Annotated in this window: 20 protein-coding genes; 8 read left to right on the plus strand and 12 right to left on the minus strand. The window is 43.3% G+C overall.

The window, feature by feature from the left end; genetic code table 11:
* Position 1 precedes the first annotated feature (1 nt).
* On the minus strand, positions 2-904 hold the full coding sequence (locus tag VTAP4600_RS01560; protein WP_102521192.1) for a LysO family transporter: 903 nt from the start codon (positions 902-904) through the stop codon (positions 2-4).
* Positions 905-1,551: 647 nt separating this feature from the next.
* Here VTAP4600_RS01560 and VTAP4600_RS01565 point away from each other — a divergent pair.
* From VTAP4600_RS01565 to VTAP4600_RS01585, 5 genes are read left to right on the plus strand one after another with little or no spacing between them, the layout of a single operon-like run.
* Positions 1,552-2,685, plus strand: coding sequence for an efflux RND transporter periplasmic adaptor subunit (locus VTAP4600_RS01565; RefSeq protein ID WP_102521193.1), 1,134 nt, complete (start codon positions 1,552-1,554; stop codon positions 2,683-2,685).
* The gene (locus tag VTAP4600_RS01570; RefSeq protein WP_102521194.1) at positions 2,678-3,952 is read left to right on the plus strand and encodes a TolC family protein; all 1,275 of its coding nucleotides are present in this window, start codon (positions 2,678-2,680) and stop codon (positions 3,950-3,952) included. Before VTAP4600_RS01565 ends, VTAP4600_RS01570 begins: the two co-directional genes overlap by 8 nt.
* Positions 3,949-5,166, plus strand: coding sequence for an ABC transporter permease (locus tag VTAP4600_RS01575; protein WP_102521195.1), 1,218 nt, complete (start codon positions 3,949-3,951; stop codon positions 5,164-5,166). Before VTAP4600_RS01570 ends, VTAP4600_RS01575 begins: the two co-directional genes overlap by 4 nt.
* Position 5,167: 1 nt before the next feature.
* On the plus strand, positions 5,168-6,451 hold the full coding sequence (locus tag VTAP4600_RS01580; protein WP_102521196.1) for an ABC transporter permease: 1,284 nt from the start codon (positions 5,168-5,170) through the stop codon (positions 6,449-6,451).
* A gap of 28 nt (positions 6,452-6,479) precedes the next feature.
* Positions 6,480-7,175 (plus strand): ABC transporter ATP-binding protein, encoded by a 696-nt coding sequence (locus VTAP4600_RS01585; RefSeq protein WP_102521197.1) that lies wholly within the window; start codon positions 6,480-6,482, stop codon positions 7,173-7,175.
* Between the two features lie 148 nt (positions 7,176-7,323).
* On the opposite strand, the gene cydX is transcribed toward VTAP4600_RS01585, so the two are convergent.
* The 8 genes from cydX to VTAP4600_RS01625 form a co-directional block, all read right to left on the minus strand.
* Entirely contained in the window at positions 7,324-7,425 is a 102-nt protein-coding gene (cydX, locus tag VTAP4600_RS01590) for a cytochrome bd-I oxidase subunit CydX (protein WP_102521198.1), read from the minus strand.
* A 10-nt stretch (positions 7,426-7,435) separates the two neighbouring features.
* Positions 7,436-8,572, minus strand: a complete 1,137-nt coding sequence (gene cydB, locus VTAP4600_RS01595) for a cytochrome d ubiquinol oxidase subunit II (protein ID WP_102521199.1) — start codon at positions 8,570-8,572, stop codon at positions 7,436-7,438.
* A 12-nt stretch (positions 8,573-8,584) separates the two neighbouring features.
* A complete protein-coding gene (locus VTAP4600_RS01600; RefSeq protein ID WP_102521200.1) occupies positions 8,585-10,168 on the minus strand; it encodes a cytochrome ubiquinol oxidase subunit I in 1,584 nt (527 codons plus the stop codon).
* 154 nt (positions 10,169-10,322) lie between these two features.
* Complete coding sequence (locus VTAP4600_RS01605; protein WP_102521201.1) at positions 10,323-11,741, minus strand: aminotransferase-like domain-containing protein; 1,419 nt, start codon at positions 11,739-11,741, stop codon at positions 10,323-10,325.
* Positions 11,742-11,940: 199 nt separating this feature from the next.
* Complete coding sequence (locus VTAP4600_RS01610) at positions 11,941-12,831, minus strand: lipase secretion chaperone (RefSeq protein ID WP_102521202.1); 891 nt, start codon at positions 12,829-12,831, stop codon at positions 11,941-11,943.
* A 26-nt stretch (positions 12,832-12,857) separates the two neighbouring features.
* On the minus strand, positions 12,858-13,766 hold the full coding sequence (locus tag VTAP4600_RS01615; RefSeq protein ID WP_415239680.1) for a lipase family alpha/beta hydrolase: 909 nt from the start codon (positions 13,764-13,766) through the stop codon (positions 12,858-12,860).
* A 344-nt stretch (positions 13,767-14,110) separates the two neighbouring features.
* Positions 14,111-14,503, minus strand: coding sequence for a VanZ family protein (locus tag VTAP4600_RS01620; RefSeq protein ID WP_102521204.1), 393 nt, complete (start codon positions 14,501-14,503; stop codon positions 14,111-14,113).
* 197 nt (positions 14,504-14,700) lie between these two features.
* The gene (locus tag VTAP4600_RS01625; protein ID WP_102521205.1) at positions 14,701-15,624 is read right to left on the minus strand and encodes an HDOD domain-containing protein; all 924 of its coding nucleotides are present in this window, start codon (positions 15,622-15,624) and stop codon (positions 14,701-14,703) included.
* Between the two features lie 399 nt (positions 15,625-16,023).
* On the opposite strand from VTAP4600_RS01625, the gene VTAP4600_RS01630 reads away from it, so the two are divergent.
* Entirely contained in the window at positions 16,024-16,602 is a 579-nt protein-coding gene (locus VTAP4600_RS01630) for a TfoX/Sxy family DNA transformation protein (RefSeq protein ID WP_102521206.1), read from the plus strand.
* 139 nt (positions 16,603-16,741) lie between these two features.
* Here the strand turns inward: VTAP4600_RS01630 and VTAP4600_RS01635 are convergent, their stop codons facing one another.
* The 3 genes from VTAP4600_RS01635 to VTAP4600_RS01645 form a co-directional block, all read right to left on the minus strand.
* A complete protein-coding gene (locus VTAP4600_RS01635) occupies positions 16,742-17,281 on the minus strand; it encodes a hypothetical protein (protein ID WP_102521207.1) in 540 nt (179 codons plus the stop codon).
* A gap of 173 nt (positions 17,282-17,454) precedes the next feature.
* Complete coding sequence (locus tag VTAP4600_RS01640) at positions 17,455-17,952, minus strand: response regulator (RefSeq protein ID WP_102521208.1); 498 nt, start codon at positions 17,950-17,952, stop codon at positions 17,455-17,457.
* Positions 17,953-17,956: 4 nt separating this feature from the next.
* Positions 17,957-19,930, minus strand: a complete 1,974-nt coding sequence (locus VTAP4600_RS01645; protein ID WP_102523854.1) for an ATP-binding protein — start codon at positions 19,928-19,930, stop codon at positions 17,957-17,959.
* Between the two features lie 230 nt (positions 19,931-20,160).
* Between VTAP4600_RS01645 and VTAP4600_RS01650 the strand changes: the two genes are divergently transcribed.
* Both VTAP4600_RS01650 and serC read left to right on the plus strand, forming a co-directional pair.
* Positions 20,161-21,423, plus strand: a complete 1,263-nt coding sequence (locus VTAP4600_RS01650; protein ID WP_102521209.1) for a DUF945 family protein — start codon at positions 20,161-20,163, stop codon at positions 21,421-21,423.
* A gap of 135 nt (positions 21,424-21,558) precedes the next feature.
* Complete coding sequence (serC, locus tag VTAP4600_RS01655) at positions 21,559-22,641, plus strand: 3-phosphoserine/phosphohydroxythreonine transaminase (RefSeq protein WP_102521210.1); 1,083 nt, start codon at positions 21,559-21,561, stop codon at positions 22,639-22,641.
* Positions 22,642-22,676 lie beyond the last annotated feature (35 nt).

A 22,676-nucleotide genomic window follows, 5' to 3' on the forward strand; every position in this document is an offset into this window, starting at 1 on the left:
TTTATGAGAGCGAGACGAAAAATAACATAAATACTGGTACTAATATGCTCAAGATAAACCCACTTACGATGGCTATCGGCACACATTTAACCCCACCACTTGATTGAATGATTGGTAAGGTGAAATCCATTGCAGTTGCCCCGGCATAGCCAATAGCGGTACACGGGAACTGTCTGATGATTAGCGGTATCGCAGCCAAAGCGATGAGTTCTCGCCCAAGTTCTAATAAAAACGAGGCGCCGCCTAAAACGGGTCCGTAAGCGTCGCTGATCAAAATACCGGACAACGAGTACCAACCAAAGCCAGAAGCCATAGCTAAACCCTGAGTGATAGGTAAGCCCAGCAACAATGCCGCAAGTACGCCGCCTATCCATGAAGTAATGATGATCACAAGCGCGATCACCATACCGTGCTTATTAAGTAAGATTTGACGCAGAGTAAGGCCGCTATTTCTTAACTGAATGCCAATAAAAAATAATAAAGCCAGTAATATCCATTCACTCCATTGATCCACATTCGAGAGGTCAAGGGGAAGCAATAATCCTATGATCAGGCCACCGCCAACGACCACGATTAACTTGATGGACTCCATCGCCATGGCTGACAGTGGCAACGGTTTACCTGTTTGCTCGGTTTTGACTGGCATGAACTTATCGATAAAAGGAAGAGCCAGCAGATTACACGCACCAATAATCAAAAAGAACCCAATCGCATAGGTCAGGATGCTCTTTATGTTGCCACCTAAATTATCGAGTGCTGCTAAGCTTAGGCCCATGATAAATAAGATCAAATAAATGAGGTAGTGGGTGGTTTTGTTAACAACGTCTAGAAAACGTTGGTTTGAAAATGGTACCAAATACCCAACAATAAGTGGGGCAAAGATATAGAGCATCCCTGAATACATGTAAGTCCTTGTAAAATTGTTGCATTGCTAGCCTTATAGGCTATGCGTATTGTCCTATTATGCAGGATTAGCCCCGACAACTCGATGTTTATCAAGCTCTGCTGCCATCTTGTCGCTATTTTATGTATGCGGTATAAACCCATTCGAATTTTTGGATTTAGCTTCGTAGCTTCCATCAAATGGGTAGGGGAGAATTGGGCGTAAACCGTTGTTTGCTATATATTCTGGTGTCCGAGAATATTTTGCAAGTCAATTATGTTCCCTTTACTAATCATATCGTATGTAGCCGATATCACTTCGTCGAACGTACCCTGCGGCTCCCCAAGACTATTCGTTCATCAAGGTGACAATCCAATACATTTCTCAACAGACGATTACAGCCCTTTATTGTATTCTTTAGGTTGATTAGTTACTGGTGATGCGGGCAAGGAACTTATGCGTTTTTTCGCGGGTCTTACGTCTTATTGAGCTAAGTAGCTATATGGAAATCTCCTCGTCTCTTTATTAATCAATATGACACTTCTTAAAACAAAGCGATGCATCGTTTTTGATTTTACGAGGTCTATTGAACATTCAATTTTGTCCACTATCAGCTTCAAAGTGTCTATGCACAGCATTGAGTTGATAGAGTTAACACGGTATGTACTATGAGTAAACGTTTGGTCGCTCTCGCTTTAACTACGGTAAGTTTTGCAGCTGGAGGGTATTTTTACCTAAATTCGTCGACTCCAGATGGTGTCGCCTTGCCCCTGATAGTGGCCCAAGATGGGGTGATCGCAAAGCAAGCGATCGCGGTAGGAAAAGTGGTTCCAGCGCACTCTATCTCTATAAAATCACAATTAAATGGCATTGTTGGTGAGGTTTACCATCACGTTGGTGAAAGCGTTACTTTAGGCACTCCACTGATCAAGATTAAGCCAAACCCAACTCCTACCGCTCTAACAAATGCCATGACAGAAGTGCTGCGTAGTGAAGCGAGTTTAGATTCTGCTCTGCAGAAGTTAGCCAACTTAAAAAGTCTGGTGGAGCAAAAAGTCATCCCTGATAATTACGGTGATTACGTTCAGGCAAAGTCGGATGTGAAGTCAGCTAAAGCAGACTTACAACAAAAAAAACAAAATTTGGATTTGATACGAAGCGGTGAAGCCGCAATTGGCGATGCCAAGCTTTCATCGACCATTCTAGCCCCAATTGATGGCACTATCTTGAATTTAAAAGTGGAGGTAGGAGAGCCCATTATTTCCACCGAGTCGAATCAAGCCGCAACAGAAATGATGTCTATGGCAGATATGGGCAATATTATTTTTAAAGGTAGCGTCAGTGAGCATGATGCTGCGCAGTTAAAAGTTGGTATGTCTGCCAGCATCACGTTAGCACCGTACCCAGATGAGACAATCATTGGAACCTTGAGCAAAGTCGCGGTTCAGTCAGAAAAGCTCAACACTCCCGGTTCAACATCAAGCTTTGATAATGGCTTTGAAGTTGAGGTAAGTAACATTCAGTTTCCTAAAGAGATCACATTGCGCTCTGGTTTTTCGGCGACGGCCAAAATCACATTGCAACAATCGAATGGTGGAACCACTATTCCTGAACGTTCGATACGTTTTGAAGCGAGCCAACCTTTGGTGTTGATCCCCGATGATTCAGAACAAGGTTACCATTCTCGACAAGTTGAACTCGGGCTGTCGGATGGCGTTAACGTTGAAGTTCTGTCTGGTCTTGAGAGTGGTGAAGAGATCGTCGATAACAGCATGATGCAAGGTGGAGGCCTCAATGCGTAATGGTAAAGGTTGTTGGTTATCGGTGGCTTTGATTGCGGTTGGTGTTAATGCGCAGCCTACGTATGCGATGACCATAGAGCAAGCGTGGCAAGCGGCGAAAAAGTTCGACCCGAGTTATCAAAAATCTCAGCTCGATGAGCAGATAAGCGAAACCACGGTCCTCAGCGCGAAAGGCGAACTTTTTCCTTCTTTAAGTACTGGCGCGAATGCGACTTGGAGTGAGCACGGAAAATACAGTAATAGTTACGATGTCACGTTTGAGCAAACGTTATGGGATAGCAGTAAGTGGGCCAATTTAGATCAGTCACAGGCGACGTATTTGGCGGCACAACTGAGCGTGGCTCAAGCTTATAATGTGTTAGCCGAAAAAGTCATTACGGCTTACCTTGAATTAGCTCAGGCGCAAAGCAACCTCGACCTTGCTAAGCAGAAACGGTTAGAGTCCAAGAAAATTTACGACATAACTCAGAAGAACTATCAAGCAGGAAAGATTCGACTTTCGGAAGTGGAAGAAACCAAAGCGAATTATATTGATGCTCAATCCATTGTTTTGGCGAGTCAATCTGAGCTACAACAGAAGAAATCGGGCTTAATGCTGTTGACCAACGAGTCACCGACTGTGGTGGATGAAATTGCGGCTGATGGATTAGTCAAACCTGAGTTGGCAATGAATGATCAGCAACGCTGGGTAGAGTTAGCCAAGAACAGTAGCCCAGAGTTGTTGGTTGCAAAACAAAAAGTAACAGCGGCGGAATTTGGACGGGAAAAGGCACAAGCAGGTTATTACCCAACACTTTCTGGGAAGTTGACATACAGTGATGGCAGTGAAAGAAGAAATGATAATTTAAGTGCGGGACTCAATGTGCGTTTACCGCTTGATCTTAATGGGTCAACGCGAGCACAAGTTGATAAAGCAAGCTTAGAAATATTATCAGCTAAGCAAGATGTTATCCAGGTAGAAGTGAGACTTAAAACTCAGGTCGAACAAGATTTTCAGCAACTAAACCTGGACTGGCAACGAGTAGAGATTGCCCAGCAACAAATACTGACTCAACAGACCGTGCTAAAGGCCAAGGAGCTCGAATTCAGTGCGGGGCTTTCGCAAGCATCCGACGTGATACGCGCTCATAATCTGCTGTTTGATAAGAAGAATAAACTGCGTAGTCAACTATACCAATACTGGAAGCGTCGTGTTTCTTTGCTAAAAACCGTGGGTCAGCTTGATGATACGGTCATTAAACAGTTGTCTATGGCATTGCATTCATGATTTCGGTTTTGCAGCAAACACTACAAACCTTACTTGCCCATCGGCTACGAAGCGTGTTAGCGGTGATTGCGATTGTTTGGGGGATAGTGTCAGTTTTGGTGCTGGTGGCGCTGGGTGAAGGTTTCTATCAAGTTAATTCAAAGTCTTTTTCCATGCTAATGAATAACACCCAATTGGCATTTGTAGAGCAAACCAGCAAAGAGTGGCAAGGATTACCTGCGCGAAGAGAGCTACGTATTTCTAAACCCCAATTAGAGATGTTGGCGGAACAACCCGTGGTTCAATCCGTTTCCGCTGTGTATGGCAAATGGGACGCAACGGTAACGGATACGGTAGGCGCGCCAATGCCAGGTAACGTAAGCGGTATCGATGATAACTACATTGCATTGCGTAACCTCAAGCTGGCGGTTGGCTCTCGGGCGATTTCTCCAACGGATGTGATCAATCATACTAAGGTCGCCATACTCGGCTGGCGCTTGGCATTGATGGGTAATGTAAACCTTGGAGATAACGTTAATGTAAACGGGATCCCCTTTGTTGTTGTCGGCGTGACCGAGCAAAGCGAAGGCTTCTTTCAAATGGGCAATGAGGATGATCAGGTGATGATCCCAAGTACTACTTTTCAAGATTTATGGCAAAGCCCTCCCTTTATGTTGATCATCGAACCAAGCGAGTCAGTATTGGGCTCGATTTTAAGAACAAGTGTTCGTTCTTTCTTTGCGGCGAAACAGCATTTTGACCCAAGCGATCAAAATGCGATTTATATGCCGGATATTGGTCAAGAAACCCAGTTTTTTAGTGCAATCTTACGTGGCATTCAGTTGTTTCTGGGTGCCAGTGGTGCAATGACTTTGGCGGTCGGTACGATAGGCGTCGCAAATATCATGTTTTTGTCTGTCACTGAAAGAACCAGAGAGATAGGCGTCCGGCTCGCGATAGGCGCAACACCGCGTAATATTTTAAGTCAATTCTTACTTGAAGGTGGGATATTAGTGGTTGTTGGTACTATCTTAGGAATGGTTTTTTCCTACGCAATAGTGTTTGTGCTTAACCTTATCGGTATGCCCGAATGGTTAGGTCAACCTACGATCACTGGCGGCTCGATCGCTATGTCACTATTGGTCACGTTTATCTTGGCGTTATTAGCCGCGTATTTTCCAGCCCGCCGAGCCGCCAATTTAACTCCCGTACAGGCCCTAGTGGCAAGAGCGTAAAATGCAGTTTCCAATTAAACAGATATTTCATGAAATGGCAGCCGAAAAGCTGCGATTATGTTTAACCATCTTTGCTGTGGTTTGGGCCACGGTGTGTATCACAACCATGTTAGCTGCAGGTGAAGGATTAAGGCAGGGGCTGATAAGAAGCTCAGAAAGCGGTAATGGTAAATTGATTTACCTAACCGGTGGCTACGCGAGTGAGGCGTATGGCAATTTTCATAAAGGTAAACCACTCACTTTAAAGATCGAAGACGTTGACATTATTCGCGCGCTACCGTCGGTACAAAAAGCGGTGCCATCAGTGGTTTGGAATGAGCGGGTGACCTATCAAGATAGACGAACGTGGCAAAAGCCGATTGCAGTGACGGCTGACTATAAGCAAGTGATGGGATTTCATACCATGCTAGGCAGCCGTTGGTTTAATCCAATGGACATGCGAGAGCAGAGAAAAGTGATTGTAATAGGGTATGATGTTGCGGCGAGATTGTTTAATAAAAGTGTCGCTGATGATTGGATTTCATCGCCAAAACTGACGGTCGATCCGGTCGGAATGCAGGTTAAAGTCGGTGCTAATCAATTTACGGTGATTGGCGTGCTGAAAAAAAACAGTGCCTACGTTGAGCAAGGAACGCCAGTTAATGAGAGCGTCTTTGTGCCTATTACAACGTGGCAGCGTTTTCACCTAAATGCTGCCATTGGTGCTATTAATATCGTTCCAGCAAAACACGCTGATAGGCTCAATGTTGCCTCAACGGCCAAACAGGTTATTGCGCGTAAAAACGCGGGCAATTTACAAGATAGCGAACTAGTTCAAGCGACCGATATGTTGCTACGACAAAAAACCATGCGTCAATTTTTACTTGGGCTACAAGGTTTTCTAGGCATCATTGGCTTGGTAACGCTCGGCGTCGCGGGGATTGGCATTGCCAACGTTATGTATGCCACGGTTAAAAAGGCGACGCGCGATATTGGTGTGAGAATGGCGGTTGGCGCAACCCCAACGATCATCAAGCTTCATTACTTATTACAATCTTTGTTGACCATGGCGATTGGCGGCGGTATTGGCCTGTTACTTTCATTCTTGTTGGTCAGAGCATTGGCAGCGATTTCCCTTGAAGGCAACATGCTTTATGACTCGTTAGGACAACCAGTATTGGAGTTATCATTGCCAATCCTCTTGTTGGTGGTTGTCGTACTCGCATTTGTTGGCGTTGTTTCGGCATGGTTTCCTGCTCGTCGTGCGGCGAACATTACGCCCCTTGAAGCTCTGCAAAGTGAATAATCTCTGCAACATATTCTAGAGAATCCATATGACAGATACACAACTGGTCAAGCTGACCAATATTAGTAAGCATTATCAAAGCGGTGAAGAGACAATTAAGGCGTTAGATGATGTGTCGTTGAGTATTTTAAGCGGTGAGCATATCGCTATTCTCGGCCCTTCGGGATCGGGTAAATCGACATTGATGAATATGCTAGGCTGTTTAGACAAGCCTACATCGGGGCAATATATTCTTGCTGATCAAGATGTTTCTCAGTTATCCAGTCATCAGTTGGCAGGTATTCGAAATCAAAAAATTGGCTTTGTCTTCCAAAGTTTTAACTTACTCGAATATGCCAGTGCGCTAGATAATGTAGCGTTGCCCCTTGTATACCGAGGAGCAAATGCAAAAGAAAGGCGTAAAAAAGCCAGCGAACTACTGCATAGAGTAGGGCTTGGAGATAGGCTTCATCACAAGCCAAATCAACTCTCTGGCGGTCAAAAACAACGAGTCGCTATAGCCAGAGCGTTGGTTAACGACCCGCAAATTATTCTAGCAGATGAACCGACGGGGGCGCTAGATTCAAAGTCTGGAGCTGAAATCGAACGGCTATTTAAAGAGCTTAATCAAGAAGGAAGAACGATCATTGTTGTCACACATGATAATTTATTGGCTCAGCGAACAGCTCGGGTTGTTACGATTAAAGATGGCAATATCGTGTCGGATATAGCGTTAACTAAATAAATTAAGCCTGTGTAAATAGTTAGACAAGACAGATTTACCCAGTAATCGGCTTAACGATTACGGGTAAATCTTCTCACATTGAATCTCTGTTTCGATACCTGCCCGCAGAAACGAACAGCACCTCAACGTTGTATTGACCAAACAACGATTAGGTCTCTGTTTCTGAATCATAATTTTCGAAGCTGATTGCGTTCAAAATAGAGAATGCAGAGGCTAAGAATAAACCGAGTATCCAAATAAAATACCACATGAAAAGCTCCTTAATACAGTGAATGGCCATTACGTTCAACATACTCACTATCGAGTCGTCCAAACATGGTGCGATAACTAAAAGCCGTGTAACAAAGAATGATTGGCACCATCACAAACGCTACGCCTGTCATGATGTTCAAGGTCAGTTCGCTGGATGTTGAATCCCACAGCGTTAGGCTATGGCTTGGTTTTATACTGGATGGAATAATGAATGGGAACATCGCGAACCCAGCCGTTAAAACGATACAAGCGTTAGTAAGACTTGAACTGATGAAGGCAAGCGCATCCCACTTCAATCTTGCGCTGAGCAAAGCCAATAAAGGAGTGAGCACACTGCCAATCGGTGCAAACCACATCCAAGGGTGAGTCTCGAAGTTTGTTAACCAAGCACCTGTCTCTGCCATCGCTTGTTTGTTTAACGGGTTTGAAACGGCACCATGACTCAGTTCACTAACAATCAGATACCCATCAATATGGCGTATCGCTAAACCACCAATCACCATAAGGCAAGCCACCAGTACCGCACTCATCTGCGCAACTAATTTTGCCTTGTTATATAGTGCATCTGTCGTTTTCATCATCAGCCAAGCACTGCCTTGCAACAACGCCATCAATAACCCAACGCAGCCACACAACAGCGCAAACGGATTAAGCAATTCAACAAAAGATCCGTGGTATTCAACCATAAGTAAACTATTGAGCGAAAAAGGAAGCCCTTGTATTAAGTTGCCAAATGCGACACCAAATAAAATCGGTGGAAAGAACCCTGAAAACGAGATGGATAAATCACATACTTTCCGCCATTGGTCGTTATCTATCTTGGCTCGATACTCAAGCGCAAGAGGACGTAGCCACAATGAGATAAGAGCCAAGTACATCGCAGCATACAAGCTTGAAAACGATGTGGCATACACCAATGGCCAAGCGGCAAACAAAGCGCCCCCTGCGGTAATTAACCACACTTGGTTTCCGTCCCAATGGGGAGCAATGGAGTTAATCATCACTCGTCTTTCAGCGTTGGTTTTACCGATAAGCGGCAAAAGCGCACCCACTCCCATATCGAAGCCATCGGTGATCATAAAACCAATCAGCAGCACACCAATCAGAACCCACCAAATTAAACGCAATGTGTCATATTCGAACATGAGTCAGTCACCTTATTGTTGAACTTGTTGTGCCAATTTGGCTTCAAGTGATGTTGTTTGTTCATAGTGATAACGGCCTGTTTTTAAACTGCTTGGGCCTTTTTTAGCGACGGTAATCATCAAGTAGCTTTCAACTATGATAAAGACCGTATAGAGGCTAATAATTAACGCGAGAGACGTAAGCAAGTTATCAACGGTTTGCGAAGACGCCGCGACTGCGACAGGGAGAATTTCACCGACCGCCCAGGGTTGACGGCCATACTCCGCAACAAACCAACCCGCTTCGATTGCCACCCAAGGTAATGGAATTGACCAAAGTGCCGCCTTCAATAACCAAGGCTTTTGAGTGATGTTTTTACGGTAGGTTTGTAAGAAAGCCGCGCCAAAGACAAACAGCATAATAAAGCCACAGCCGACCATGATTCTAAATGACCAGAACAGTGGCCACACGGTTGGGATTGAATCATCGGCAGCTTGCTGGATTTGCTGTTCAGTAGCGTCAGTGACTGTATCGGTATACCGCTTAAGAAGCAGGCCGTATCCGAGGTCATGCTTGGATTGATCAAAGGCCTGTTCTAGCGCATGAGAGGCATCGCCAGCCCGCAAACGTTCTAGCAATTCATAAGCAACAATGCCGTTTCGAATACGGACTAAATGTTGATCACGCAAATCGTGAAGCCCCGTCACCTCCTCATCCAAAGATCGGGTCGCAATAATCCCCATTACATAAGGAATTTTGACCGCGAAGTCGGTTTTTCCTTCCGCTTGGTTTGGTAATCCGAACAAAGTAAAAGCGGCCGGAGCGGGCTCGGTGTGCCATTCCGCTTCAATGGCCGCGAGTTTCACTTTTTGAACGTCGCCCAACTCATAACCGGATTCATCGCCTAGTACGATTACCGAGATGATAGATGCGATACCAAAAGATGCTGCCACAGCGAAAGAGCGCTTCGCAAAAGCAATGTCTCGACCTTTCAGTAAGTAATATGAACTCACGCCAAGGATAAACATCGCACCGCAGGTATAGGCCGACGCGACAGTATGCAAGAACTTAACTTGAGCAACGGGGTTAAGTACCACTTCGGCAAAGCTGGTCATTTCCATACGCATGGTTTGGTAATTGAACTCTGATCCAATCGGATTTTGCATCCAACCGTTGGCGACCAAAATCCATAGTGCAGAGAAGCTTGAACCTAACGCAACCAGCCAAGTCGCGACAAGATGTTGGTGTTTTGATAGCCTTTCCCAACCAAAAAAGAAAAGACCGACAAAAGTGGATTCAAGGAAGAAAGCGACCAGAGCTTCTATAGCTAAAGGAGCACCAAATATGTCGCCGACATAGTGAGAGTAATAAGACCAGTTGGTCCCGAATTGGAACTCCATGGTCAAACCTGTCGTGACACCTAAAGCGAAGTTAATACCAAACAGTTTGCCCCAGAAGCGAGTCATGTCTTGGTAGATATGCTTACCGGTAAGTACGTAGATCGATTCCATGATCGCAAGCAAGCACGACATACCGATAGTTAAAGGGACGAAGAGAAAGTGGAACATAGCAGTTAGCGCAAACTGTAATCGCGATAATTCAACTACATCAAACATTTAAACTCCAAACATCATAATGATGGCTTTCATATTAAGAATTGGAGCGTATTTCAACACAGTTTTTGGGAACCAAACTAGAACAGATTTACCGTTAAAAATTAGAACAGATCGACTTGTTAAGTAGACTGAGGGTAATAAATCAACAGACTATTTAGGCCTGTGATACCATGTTTTTAATTAGGCGACCAAGCGTTTGTATTGCCTCGGTGATTTTGTCGTCACAAGCGTATGAGCAGTTAAGACGAATGTGATGGGAGAACCTCTTGTCACTGCTGAATATAATTCCCGGAGCGACAGAGATGTTGTATTCAAGTGCCAGTTTATAGAGCTTCTCGACACAAATACTATGAGGTAGCTCTATCCATACAAAGTAACCACCTTGATTCTTATGGATAATCGCGCTCGAAGGCAAACTGTTCTCTAACAGCTCTAGGTGTTCTTTCTTCCTTTCATTTAAGCGTTTGCGAAGCTTTTTAAGGTGGTTGTCATAACTATAGAACGTTAGATAATGAGATAAGCCAAGTTGAATGGGAATACTGCTAGAAAGCGTAGATAAGTGCTGCAATCGTTGAATTGTTAGTGCTTGTTTTCCCGCTACTACCCAACCAATTCGAAAGCCAGGGGAGAGTGATTTGGAAAAAGAGCCACACAGCATGATCTGTTCACCGGCGTCGTACGCTTTTGCCGGCAATGAACTTTGATTACCAACGTGAAGCTCTCGGTACACATCGTCTTCTATCATCGGGATCTTATGTTGATTCACTAATTCTGCTAATCGCTGTTTGTTACTGTCACTCATTGAATAGCCAACAGGGTTTTGCGATTCCGTCATGAACCAGCACGCTTTGATGTCCATCGAAGCAAACACCGACTCCAGCACGTCAAGGTCAATGCCTGTTTTAGGGGCGATTGGGATCTCTACAGCGGTAAGGTTGAGCCTTTCGATAGTCTGTAAGACGCCATAAAACGCTGGATACTCTATTGCGACCAAGTCACCTGGCTCGGTGCAAGATTGTAGGCATAAATTGAGTGCTTCCATCGCCCCAGACGTAATCACTATGTCGTCTGGCAATACATTTAATCCGCTAGCTTGATAGCGTTGAGCGATTTGCCTGCGTAAGGTCTCACTGCCCGGTGGCAAATTGGTAAGCATACTATTGTCAGGCATTTGGCGGCTGGCATTGGCTAAACTGCGTGACAGCGCTTGATGCGGAAACAAGGCTGGGTCTGGAAATGCTGAGCTAAGTGGAATGATACTAGGATCTTTAGCTCGTTGAAGTACATCGTAAAGCAAGTCACTGATTTTAACAGGGTAAGGCTTGATGGCTTTTGGCTTTGAATGATCCGAAACGAATACATTTCTGCGTGGCAAAACAAAGTAGCCAGACTTAGGCTTTGAACGCACATAGCCTTGGTCTTCAAGTTGTTGATACGCTTGCAGTACCGTTTCTATGCTGAGTTTATAGCGCTTACACGCATCTCTAATTGATGGGATCTTCTCACCACTTAACCAAATATTTTGCTCTATCTGATTTTTGATTGTATTGGCGAGTATTTGTGATTTCTTCATCGAAAAATTCTTTAGTGTTTAATTCGCTGAAGAGTAGCGAATTCATTGTATTTAAAGTAAACCAAAGCTCTACCCTAAACACAATTACCTTTCCGGTCGACTTAATCTGATTATTTCACGGTCGTTGAGCCAGAGAAATCGAGTACGTGTCCGTTTAGACGCATCAAGCCCGCCAACCAACGTGCTATTGGCGAGAAAACTAAGGCGATTTACTATTATCGTTAATTCTTTCAATTGCCTGTATTCGCTTGAGCTGTTCTGGTGGGAAGGTATTTGATCTTAATTCGGAGATGGATGCTAGTTGTTCGTCACGACTGAGAGTGACATCATTGAAGATGTCATTCCTGAGAGAAATATAGGCGTCAATGGTTTCAGAAAAACGCTCTCTTTGACGATCTAACACATCAAGCCTTTGCGCGGCTTCTTCGCCCACTAATTCAGCTCTATTTAGGTATTTGTCTTGGGAGTTTAAAGAATTAGCTTGTGATAGTTGAGTTAGGAGAACTTGGTTTTTATGGCTTTTCTGAACGTAGTCAGGTTGTAATTCAAGCTCATTTTGAAGCTTTTGTTGATAGTCATCTCTGTCTAAGCTGTTTTCTTTGAGCTGCAATTTTTGTAATGCTAACTCTCTCATACGGTTGTCATGTTCAAAAAGTAATTGCTGCTCTTCTTTGCTGAAAAACCGCTCTTGTAAAGCGAATAAGGCTTGATGGATTTCTTGCAAATTCAATAGACTCAGATCGGTCATATTGGATGATAAATCAATGTCTTCCAATGCTGATTTATAATCCAAATATTTTGCAAACAGCGCTTTGTCTATAATGCTGTTACCTTGATGTTCCGAGAAATGAACGACCTTATTTTCCATACTTTTTAGGTCAGTTTCTGCAATACCTGACATAAAATATTCCATGGCATCTTTTGTTGAACTGACGTCGATTTCGGTGTCTTTTTGCGACTCAACCTGTACCGTGTTGGCCGATTGTATTGAATTAATTTCAGTTAATGTAGATTCATTCGTTGGTGAGAAATAAAAGACCGCACCAAGGCTCCCCGAGGCGATCATTAACGTTAGTGTGGTCTTTTTCATAATTATCCCCTTGATTCAGTTAACACTTACAAACCTGCAAGCTTCAAACGGTTCGCATGCTGGCGGTACAAAGTCACAGGATCGGTTTCAAATAAATGATGGATACCCAGTAACCCATTAATTTCATCAAGGTGGTTCATTTTGTAATTGTCACCAATCACTTTGCCCAAGTGAGCACTGCACGTTCCAACCAAGCCATCATTAGGGCCGTCAAACGCTAAGCCCAAAATAGTGATTGCTCCATCGGTCGGGTCAAGAAGGTTAGTAAAATTTGAAGAACCCGTCCAAGAATAGTAAGACACCCCATTGCTCGCTATCCAATCACCATCACCACACTCAGAAGTTGGAACGCCTTCTGGGTAAAACTGGTTAAACGCCAAAGATCCTTCCGTCGTTAAGGCATCAAGTGATGCTAGACCATCTTGTCCTAAATCGCTGCCACCAGAAAGTAAGTTAATTAGCGTCGTTAACCCACTCGCGAGCTTGACTGCAATGGCTTCAGTCGTGGATCCTTCCTCTACATTGCTCCTTAATAAATCAGCCACTTGAGAACCTTTATGCACGCCACCAATACTGGTAACTGACGCGACAAGATCGGGTCTTACAGAGGCAACATAGCGAGCGGTTGGACCACCATGGCTGTGTCCAACGATGTTGACCTTATCGGCTCCTGTGGCAGCTAATAAGACCTCAACTTGTTCTAATAATTGTTCACCGCGAATTTCTGAACTGTTTGTCGCAGAAACCTGAGCGACATAAACACTCGCCCCATCTTTTGTGAGTGACTCAGGCACGCCATAGAAGTAATCAACACCAGCCAATGTGTCGAAGCCAAATAAACCATGTACCAAAACAATTGGGTACTTTGTTTGGGTATAACCTCGGTTATCTAATACTGATGCACTTGTTCCCGCATGCACGCTTAAACTGGTCATGCACCACGCAGCCAGGAGAATTATCTTTTTCAATGTTCTTTTCCTTAAACAGATTAGACCTCGGATGAGATAAAAACGTAGGAGAAGATTGATAGAAGGAAAATTTTTGAGATGTAATTTCGTGAGGTCAGTTTTGTATTCAACAGAAGTCATTAACACAATTATATGCAATCACTAAATTAGGGAATAGACGTTCAAAACAGGAAAAAGCTTACGTTAGCTCGTCGAATGCCTTCAACCAAGGAGGGGAGTAGTCTTTGCAAAGGAATTGTTTAGCAGCACTGAGACCTCGCGAGATTTATCTAATGAGTCGTAAACATCGCAGTCGCAGAAGATCTCTTTTGCTAATCAGCATTTTTAACGTTAGTCCGACTTTTATTCATTCGTATTTGATTAACCAAGAAATTAACCAATGTCGCTAGGAAAATACCAATAATTACGCCACTTGTGTTCGCAAGCATATCTAACCATTCGCCGTGGCGATTCATATAGGGCTGAATCAGTTCAATCACACCACTGTAACCGATAAGAACAGCCCCATAGATCTTCCAATGTTTGGGTTTTCTTAAGGCAATAGGAAACATTAAGGCTGCATAGGCAATAAAGTGATGCGTTTTGTCCGTGCCAGGCACACTCGGTAACTCTTGGATGGGTGAAAGAGATAAATACGTAATGGTCAGCCCTAATACCATGACTAAAGCGGCCCAGTAGCGGATAATTATGTCGATGATTTTCATTTGATTTTGTTCTTTATGGCTAGAATGAAGGCGATGCAAAGTGCAAAGAATGATACAACCGTTACACCACCTTACTCATTTTGTGTGGGGTACATTGAGGTATCGATCAGTGAGAGGTTAAGGAAGCATCCAGAAATTTAGCCGATGTCGTGAGAAGCACCGGCTTTAAATTATTCAGATTGAAAGCATGTCTTGCGCTAAAAAGAGGTCGCTCGCACAATGTCGTTTAATTTGGCTTGGAATTCAGTATCCGTTAGGTTGCTGAGTTCGAACAATACTTCTGCCCCGGTAACATCAAACTCTACGTGGTGATCGTCTATGGCTTCATCGTTGTTACGGAACATCAACAAGTGGTGCGCCATTCTTGCAATATCTAGGTAGCTGACTAATTGTTCTTTGTTACCGTACTCTTTGTTTGTGGCAACTTCTATAAAGTCACTGTCAAAACCCCATTGCTTGAGTACCAGTTGGCTGGTATCTGCGCAGCGAGACTGAAAAATCTGCATTGCTAAGTCGTAATTTAGATAATTACCACGTTCAAGGTACAAGTGATATTCGCTCACTAAGCAGAAAAGGCCAATGTCTGCTAACAACCCTGTAAGCAGTGCTTTTTCTGGTTCTAGGTATTCAAAGCGACGTTCAGTGTCGATGGCTCTATATCGTTCTGCAATCATCACCATGGTAGCGCCAAGCTTTCGAGATACTGAGGCACTATTGATGAGAACGGTATTGCACTCTTTTTTAAGGTTCACAGAATGCTTAAGCTGCTCAATGGCTTGTGCAGTAACGATGTCTCGTACGCGATAGATCCCTAGACGTGATACAGCGGTGTTTAGGTCGGTACAGGTAATATTTCTTCTATTGAATACGACTGAATTCGCAACACGGATAACCACGGCAGTAAGCCCTGGATCTTGCAGCAAGCTTTCAGAAATTTCCGCAATGCCTGTCGATTCTAACGTGCACAGAGTCTGAATTTTCAATACAACTTCGGGGATCGGCGGCAGGCTGATTCGGCCTGTGCTGATTGACTGCTCTACAAGTTGAGCAAACTCAGTTTCAAGTCCTTTCAGTAGAAGCTGATTATTATCTGGAAGCCAGTAAAAGGATAAGTGATTCATTGTATTCTTTTATCAGTATTAACTCATGTAAGTTTAACGTCTACTATGGGTATTAGGCAACAAAATGCGATGTAAAATAAGTGTCGAAACAAGGGTCTTTTTGATCATGTTTTATGTGGTATTTAATTATATTTGCGTCAATTACTCTTGTTTCACTCCGTTTCTGTGACGGGGAGTGTATTGAAATTGAGAAATATTGTCTGTCATGTGATCGGTATCGACACTTATTTCTCAAAGATAAGTATCATATTTGTAGGTGACAGGGGGTTACACTTCGGTCACTTTTGATTGCCTTTGGTAATCTTTTTAGCCGCATTATTGGCTAACGCTCTAAAAGTCATTTAATGACGCTTGTGTTTTGATCGGGGGGTTAACACATAAGTACGGAGATCAGAGAACATGAAGGAACAATTGTTCTATGCATACGCAAAAAAATTTGGTTCTTATCAAAAACGTTCAATGTTTGGAGGAATAGGGCTTTTCAAGGATGGCGCGATGTTTGCTCTTATCACTAACGAAATTATCTTTGTTCGTGGTGGTGGTAATCTTGACAGTAAACTGACTGAGCTACAATGCGAAAAATACAAACACGTTAAAAAACAAACAACAGCTACGGTAAATTATTATGATATCACTGAGTTATTTGATGCTGGCTATGATGAGCTAGATTCAATTGTTCAGGGTTCTATTAATTTCTCTAAGCAACAGCGAGCGTTTCAAAAGTCTAAAGACAGCAGAAGGCTACGTGATTTACCTAATATGCAATTGACTCTAGAACGTATGGTCAAGAAATCAGGGGTAGATGATGTGGGTACTTTCCTACGTATGGGTGCGGTTGATGTATTCCGCCAAGTAAGACATACCTACGGAACAGATGTTGATATTCGGTTACTTTGGAAATTTGCTGGAGCAGTAAAAGGTTGTCACTGGAAATTGATTGAAGAGCATCAACAGCAAGAATTACTTGAATCATTGTGATGATTTTGATTGTTTACAAGTCTGTTTTTATAACAGGCCTGTGAAATTATAAAAACAATGCACTATGGCTAGGCATTGAATGTAAAAAAAGGTTCACGAAAGTGAACCTTTTTTAATTTTTCCAGCGCTCTACAGAGAATTAGAACTTAAAACGAGCGGTCATGATCATATGATCACCGTAAAAGTCATTCAAAATCCCTTCAATACCTAAAGAGAACAGTTCAGTCGAGTGGAAACGAGCGTAAACAGAACCAGTGAATTGCTCTTTATCTTTAATCGACATGTAACCGCCTTTACCACCAACCTCAAGTTGTGGACCAAGCCATTGGCGAACACCAAGGTTTAATTGCATGCCTGTTTCGATGCTCTGATTTTTGTCATCTACAGAACGTAGTAACATTTCACCAGTGATATCTGCCCAGTTATTTACTGGCGCATGGAAACCAAAACCAGCCGATGCGTCGAAATCACCTTTGAATTTTGAATCGAGCTTACCAATAACATGCGCATTAGGGTGAATCGATTTGCTAAAAGCACCACCTAATGTCATTGGGCCGGCACCAATGCGGGCTTCTGCGTAATCGTAATTGAAGTTGCTCATCACAACCGTATCTTGATCGGCGGCCATTACTGTAGATGACGCCGCGATAAGTCCAATAGCTAAAAGAGTCTTGCGCATAATTTAGAAAAACCTATTATATTGTTGTTTAGACGTATTGAGCTTAGCGAATAAACTCAGTCGTATCCGATGGTCGCTAAACCTTAGATACGCGCCCTCTAATCCTTGATTCAATGGCATATATCATAAAGCATCTCGCCTAGGAATCATCATAAAAATGTGAATTCTTGTAACTATTCCCCAAACTGGCTGCGTTTATCGGAGATAGCATTGAAGATTCGCTCGGTATTCAGGGCTCTTCCCCAAGGCATTAGCTCAGGCTCATTTTCTATCATGTACGTTGTGAGTTGTTCAGTTACGACGTTAACCAGCTCTTTTCCTTGCCATGGCTTTGCAATATAAAAATCTAAGCTGGCGTGATTGATGGCTTCTACTGTTTCCTCAAGGCCTGCTTGGCCTGTGAGAAGTAGTTTACGAGCATGTTTCGTTGCAAGGTTTTGCTCCAATTCGATGAGAAAGCTAATTCCGGTTTGGTCGGGCATTATATGGTCACAAAGTATCAGAGCTAGCGGTGTGTTTTCTGTAGCAAACTCTGAGATTACGTCTCGTGCTTCGGCAACCGACTCTGCGGCTTCAACAACAAAATACTCTTCAAAGGATGCAAGATCTTGAGTCACGCTATCAAGAACTTCACGTTCATCATCCACACATAAAATGAGATATTTTTTCATGATTCTATTCCTTATTGGATTGTTGAGACGCCGTCATATCATCTATGAAATCAGGGTGGTGGGTTGGCAAGTAAACACGCATTTGGGTAAAAGACTCAGCATCAGATTCTACCTCAATCCAGCCTCCATGCTGGTGGACAATTTGTTGGCACACAGACAAACCAATTCCTAACCCAAAGTTACCTTCGCGTTTCGTTGTATAGTTCAACTCGAAGATGTGTTCCATTATTTCTTCAGGAATACCATGGCCGTTATCTTTAACTATGATTTCAGCAAAGTGTCGTGCTTCAATCTCTTTGATTCCAGTTGAAATTGTCAGTTCGCCGTTATCAGGAAAGGCGTCGATAGCATTAGAGATTAAGTTGGTCCAAACCTGTTGCAAAGAAATAGGCTGACAAAGCACCTCTGGGATACTTTGGTAGTTCTTGGTCACTTTGAATCTTTTCAGTTTGTTTTCAAAGATGACGAGAGTGTCTTCAAGACCTTCATGTAAATCGACAAAATGCAGTTTTTCGTCATCTTGTCGCGCGTAGCCTTTTAGCCCCTTGACCATATCTGCAATGCGCTTTGCACAGACATTAATAGAACGCAGTGTGCTTCCAGTAACGTGATAATCTTCAAGGTGTTTGATGTCTGCTGGTAGATCTTCGCTCTGGGCGAGCAAACGATCGAGTACTGGCTTATTTTGGTGTAGGTTAAATTGCACCAGTTTTTTTGCTAGCTGCCGATCGCCGAGTTGTAACGTGAGCTGTTTGGATTCTTGCCGAACCTCAGCAGTAGACATGGGCCGAGATTCTAACGCATCTTGCAGTATCTGTTTTCCGAGGCCGGAAGTCAGGTTCTGTTTGGAACCAAGGGTTAAACTGGCTATCTTTTCAGTGAGGGTTTCTGCTCCACGTAAGATCGCGGCAATTGGGTTGTTGAGCTCATGCGCTACACCGGCAACGAGTTGACCTAATACCGCCATTTTTTCGCGTTCGATTAACTGCTGATGAGCCGTCTCTAGGGACTCTAACGTTTTCTGTAATTCTAGCTTGGTATTGATACTGCGTTGTAATCTTCGATTAAAGTGCCTTAACAGTAAATTGGTAAACAAAGGAAGAAGATCGGTATTGGAGTGCATAACCTGAGAAAAAACATCGCGGTCTAATTTGATCACTTCGGTTTGGGTCAATGTCACGGCGGTTGAGAAGGAGTGTTCACCGGAAACAAAAGACATCCCCCCGATAATGTTTCCTTTAGTATGGCGCACTACTTCTCGTTCTATACCAAGGTCATCTTTTTTGTACAGTGCCACTTCACCTTGAGTGATAAACCAAAGAAAACGGTTTGGTTCACCTTCTCGGGTTAATAGGTGATCGGCGGAATAGCTTCGAATGGCGCGCGTTTCATCTTTTGTGGTGAAAAACTCGTGCAGCGACCCAATTACTTGCTCTGCTAATTGTGTATCGGAAAGGTCATGAAAGTCGTGAATGAACCCGGCACGATAGGAACGCATTCGGTTGTCGATGTGCGCGCGAAGTATCCGGTTTTGATCAAGTAAGTGACTGTATGCTAACCAATCTTCATTATCTTTTTCTAATATGAAGGTGGTGAGTTCCTTTATTGCCGATTTATGCACAGTGTTGGGAGTGAAAGGCTTCGTGATGCAGTGATCTAAGCGACCCTCGTTGACCGCGGCAAGGATTGATTCAATATCTTGACCATCACTGAGTAATATTTTTCGAGCGCTTCGAGTGGAAGGCCGTTTATCCAGTTGAACCAAAAACTCAGATCCTTGAATCTCCTCACTATCACAGGTGATAACTAACGCAACTATTTGATTTTCTTTTTCAATAAACTCTAAATTGCTTTCGGCTTCTTCTACGGAGTCGGCTCCATAGATATCAAACCGATGAGAAAAAGCTGAAAGCTCACTTCTAAGCTGTTCAATACTGTGTAAGTCATTGTCTATAAATAGTAAGGCGTATTGGTTCACGGCAATCACTTCTGGTTTTTTATCAATGTATCAAGAAAAATTGCAACGAGATGAGAGCTAGCTAAAGTTATTTACTCCCTAACCAATATTTGCTTCAAAAGACTGATTTAACGCAAACTTTGTCAGTAATAAGTAAAACTGCCTATTTTTCGCCTCGGTTGTTGTGATTGCCTTTGAAAGATAAACGGTGGCTAGGTACACTGATTTCTTTTTCCGTTATTGAGTAGAAAATGCAGCAACTAAGAAAATACGGCGCAATTGGTGGCGCAATTGTGATCGCGGCTATTTGGCCATTGGCAGTAGGGCAGATAGCCCAAAAAGTAATGACAGATGGAATCGTGCAACTTAGTAACAGCAAAATGAGCGCCGAAGTGATTGAATACGATCGCGGCTATTTTTCTGCTCAAGCGATAACCCGCTTTGTGGTAACCGATGAAGCCTTGAAATCACAATTAGAAAAAGACGGTATACCAACACAGATAAGTTTGACTCATCAAATATCCCATGGTTTGTTGTCGATAGACGCGAAAACCAATACCTTAGAAAACCCTCTTTTGGCGTTCAGCTTAAATACCAATACCAAACTCAATGGTAATACCACGTTTTCTTTGAACGGTGACCCTATTGAGTTTAAAGATAAAAATGGCGGCCAACTTAACATCGACCGATATACAAGCGAAGGCTCTATCGTACTCGGTGGTGAATCTTTGGTGCGAATAGAAGTGCCAAATACCGAGGTCGAGTTTGCTAATGGTGAATCATTACAAATGAAAAAGCTCGTATTGGAAGGGAAAGGTCAAAAAGGATTAGGGATTTGGCTTGGAAGTCAGAACATTCAGATAGATGGCCTAGCATTAGATACCCATGATCCACTCAACTCAATGTCTTTGGATCAGCTAAGTTACGCTGTAAATGCGTACCAAAATGAAACGGGCGATAGTTTAACCAATACACAGCAACTGCAACTCAAGCAAGTAGAGTTATCTGATGTCACTTTTGACCAAATTGATATGGATTTCTCCATCAATGGGTTGAACAGTTCAGCGTTTGAAGGATTGATGTCGCTCTACCAGCAAAACCAAGTGTTGAATGATCAACAAATAGAGCAAGCGATACCCTTGTTGGATTCATTAGTAGAATCAGGTATCCGATTTGACTTGAGTAAGCTGTCGGTGGCGTCGACTAATGGCGACATGGCGATGAAATGGAATGTAGAGATACCAAAAGGGCTGGCCAATGTTTCTCAAAATCCGACCATGCTTATTAACCAACTGACGGGTGAACTCAGTAGCTCCACGTCAGAAAAGTTAGCCAGTACATACCCAATGGTTCAAGAAGGGATTGATGAGATGATGATCATGGAGTTCGCTGAAGAATCTTCCAATGGTTATGCCCTAAAAGCGACGTTAGATAATGGTATTGTTACCTTTGATACGGGTAAACAAATGTCTTTAATGGCGCTGTTTATGCCCTTAATGGTGAATGGCCAATAACAAGATAGTTAATAGAAATAGCCATTAGCAAATAAAAAGAGGTCAAATGACCTCTTTTTTCGCTTTTGTCGTTGCGCAAAAAATGGTATTAATCTGGTATAGAGCTTAGAAACCAACGCAGGAGCATACGCTATCATGGAACCGATTTATAATTTTAGTGCTGGCCCAGCTGGCTTACCGAAGCCAGTGATGAAACAAGCACAAGCAGAACTGATTGATTGGAATGGCTTAGGTACTTCGGTCATGGAGATCAGCCACCGAAGCAAAGAATTTATCGAGGTTGCAAATCAAGCGGAGCAAGATCTACGCGATTTGTTAAACGTGCCTAGCAATTACAAAGTGTTGTTCTGCCAAGGTGGTGCTCGCGCTCAGTTTGCTGCGGTCCCAATGAATTTGTTGGGCGAGAGTAACACGGCTGATTATGTCGATGCTGGTTACTGGGCTGAAAGTGCCGTTGTTGAAGCCGTTAAATACTGCGAACCAAACGTCATTAATGCGCGCACTGAAAAAGATGGAAAAACAGCGGTTGTTCCGGCAAATCAATGGAAAATTAGCGAAAATGCAGCTTATGTGCATTTTTGTCCGAATGAAACGATTGATGGCATTGAGATTAACGACCTGCCAGTGACAGACAAGCCCATCGTCGCTGATATGTCGTCTAACATTTTGTCTCGTAAAATTGACGTATCTAAATACGGTGTCATTTACGCAGGTGCACAGAAAAACATTGGCCCAGCAGGGATTGCGATCGTTATCGTACGCGATGATCTGTTAGAGCTGGCAAATCAAGCGTTGCCTAGTATTCTTAGCTACAAAGTTCAGGCAGAAAAAGACTCAATGTTTAATACGCCTCCAACGTTCTCATGGTACCTCTCTGGGCTTGTGTTCAAATGGTTAAAAGAGCAAGGCGGTGTAGAAGCGATAGAAGCGGTGAACAAAGCAAAAGCAGAGTTACTTTACGGCTACATTGATGCGTCGCCGTTTTATCGTAATAATGTACACCCTGATAACCGTTCTCGCATGAACGTGCCATTTCAGCTTGCTAAACCTGAGTTAGATGCAACGTTTTTAGAGTTGGCAGAGGCGAAAGGCTTAAAGTCACTAAAAGGCCACAGAGCCGTAGGCGGGATGCGAGCTTCAATTTATAACGCACTGCCGCTGGAAGGCGTTCAAGCTTTGGTTGAGTTCATGAAAGACTTTGAACAGGCGAACGCTTAATCGTTAATGATTTAAGTTGATAGCAGAAAGATCAA

This window comes from Vibrio tapetis subsp. tapetis, assembly GCF_900233005.1.
Taxonomy (GTDB): domain Bacteria; phylum Pseudomonadota; class Gammaproteobacteria; order Enterobacterales; family Vibrionaceae; genus Vibrio; species Vibrio tapetis.

What these genes read in the sequence shown, in the direction of transcription:
- VTAP4600_RS01650 (WP_102521209.1), top strand. Translation starts at nt 20,161, where the DNA reads ATGCAGCAACTAAGAAAATACGGCGCAATTGGTGGCGCAATTGTGATC.
- VTAP4600_RS01585 (WP_102521197.1), top strand. Translation starts at nt 6,480, where the DNA reads ATGACAGATACACAACTGGTCAAGCTGACCAATATTAGTAAGCATTAT.
- VTAP4600_RS01625 (WP_102521205.1), bottom strand. Translation starts at nt 15,624, where the DNA reads ATGAATCACTTATCCTTTTACTGGCTTCCAGATAATAATCAGCTTCTA.
- VTAP4600_RS01640 (WP_102521208.1), bottom strand. Translation starts at nt 17,952, where the DNA reads ATGAAAAAATATCTCATTTTATGTGTGGATGATGAACGTGAAGTTCTT.
- VTAP4600_RS01615 (WP_415239680.1), bottom strand. Translation starts at nt 13,766, where the DNA reads ATGACCAGTTTAAGCGTGCATGCGGGAACAAGTGCATCAGTATTAGAT.
- cydB (WP_102521199.1), bottom strand. Translation starts at nt 8,572, where the DNA reads ATGTTCGAATATGACACATTGCGTTTAATTTGGTGGGTTCTGATTGGT.
- VTAP4600_RS01620 (WP_102521204.1), bottom strand. Translation starts at nt 14,503, where the DNA reads ATGAAAATCATCGACATAATTATCCGCTACTGGGCCGCTTTAGTCATG.
- VTAP4600_RS01560 (WP_102521192.1), bottom strand. Translation starts at nt 904, where the DNA reads ATGTATTCAGGGATGCTCTATATCTTTGCCCCACTTATTGTTGGGTAT.
- VTAP4600_RS01575 (WP_102521195.1), top strand. Translation starts at nt 3,949, where the DNA reads ATGATTTCGGTTTTGCAGCAAACACTACAAACCTTACTTGCCCATCGG.
- VTAP4600_RS01630 (WP_102521206.1), top strand. Translation starts at nt 16,024, where the DNA reads ATGAAGGAACAATTGTTCTATGCATACGCAAAAAAATTTGGTTCTTAT.
- VTAP4600_RS01580 (WP_102521196.1), top strand. Translation starts at nt 5,168, where the DNA reads ATGCAGTTTCCAATTAAACAGATATTTCATGAAATGGCAGCCGAAAAG.
- VTAP4600_RS01605 (WP_102521201.1), bottom strand. Translation starts at nt 11,741, where the DNA reads ATGAAGAAATCACAAATACTCGCCAATACAATCAAAAATCAGATAGAG.
- VTAP4600_RS01565 (WP_102521193.1), top strand. Translation starts at nt 1,552, where the DNA reads ATGAGTAAACGTTTGGTCGCTCTCGCTTTAACTACGGTAAGTTTTGCA.
- VTAP4600_RS01600 (WP_102521200.1), bottom strand. Translation starts at nt 10,168, where the DNA reads ATGTTTGATGTAGTTGAATTATCGCGATTACAGTTTGCGCTAACTGCT.
- VTAP4600_RS01610 (WP_102521202.1), bottom strand. Translation starts at nt 12,831, where the DNA reads ATGAAAAAGACCACACTAACGTTAATGATCGCCTCGGGGAGCCTTGGT.
- serC (WP_102521210.1), top strand. Translation starts at nt 21,559, where the DNA reads ATGGAACCGATTTATAATTTTAGTGCTGGCCCAGCTGGCTTACCGAAG.
- VTAP4600_RS01570 (WP_102521194.1), top strand. Translation starts at nt 2,678, where the DNA reads ATGCGTAATGGTAAAGGTTGTTGGTTATCGGTGGCTTTGATTGCGGTT.
- cydX (WP_102521198.1), bottom strand. Translation starts at nt 7,425, where the DNA reads ATGTGGTATTTTATTTGGATACTCGGTTTATTCTTAGCCTCTGCATTC.
- VTAP4600_RS01635 (WP_102521207.1), bottom strand. Translation starts at nt 17,281, where the DNA reads ATGCGCAAGACTCTTTTAGCTATTGGACTTATCGCGGCGTCATCTACA.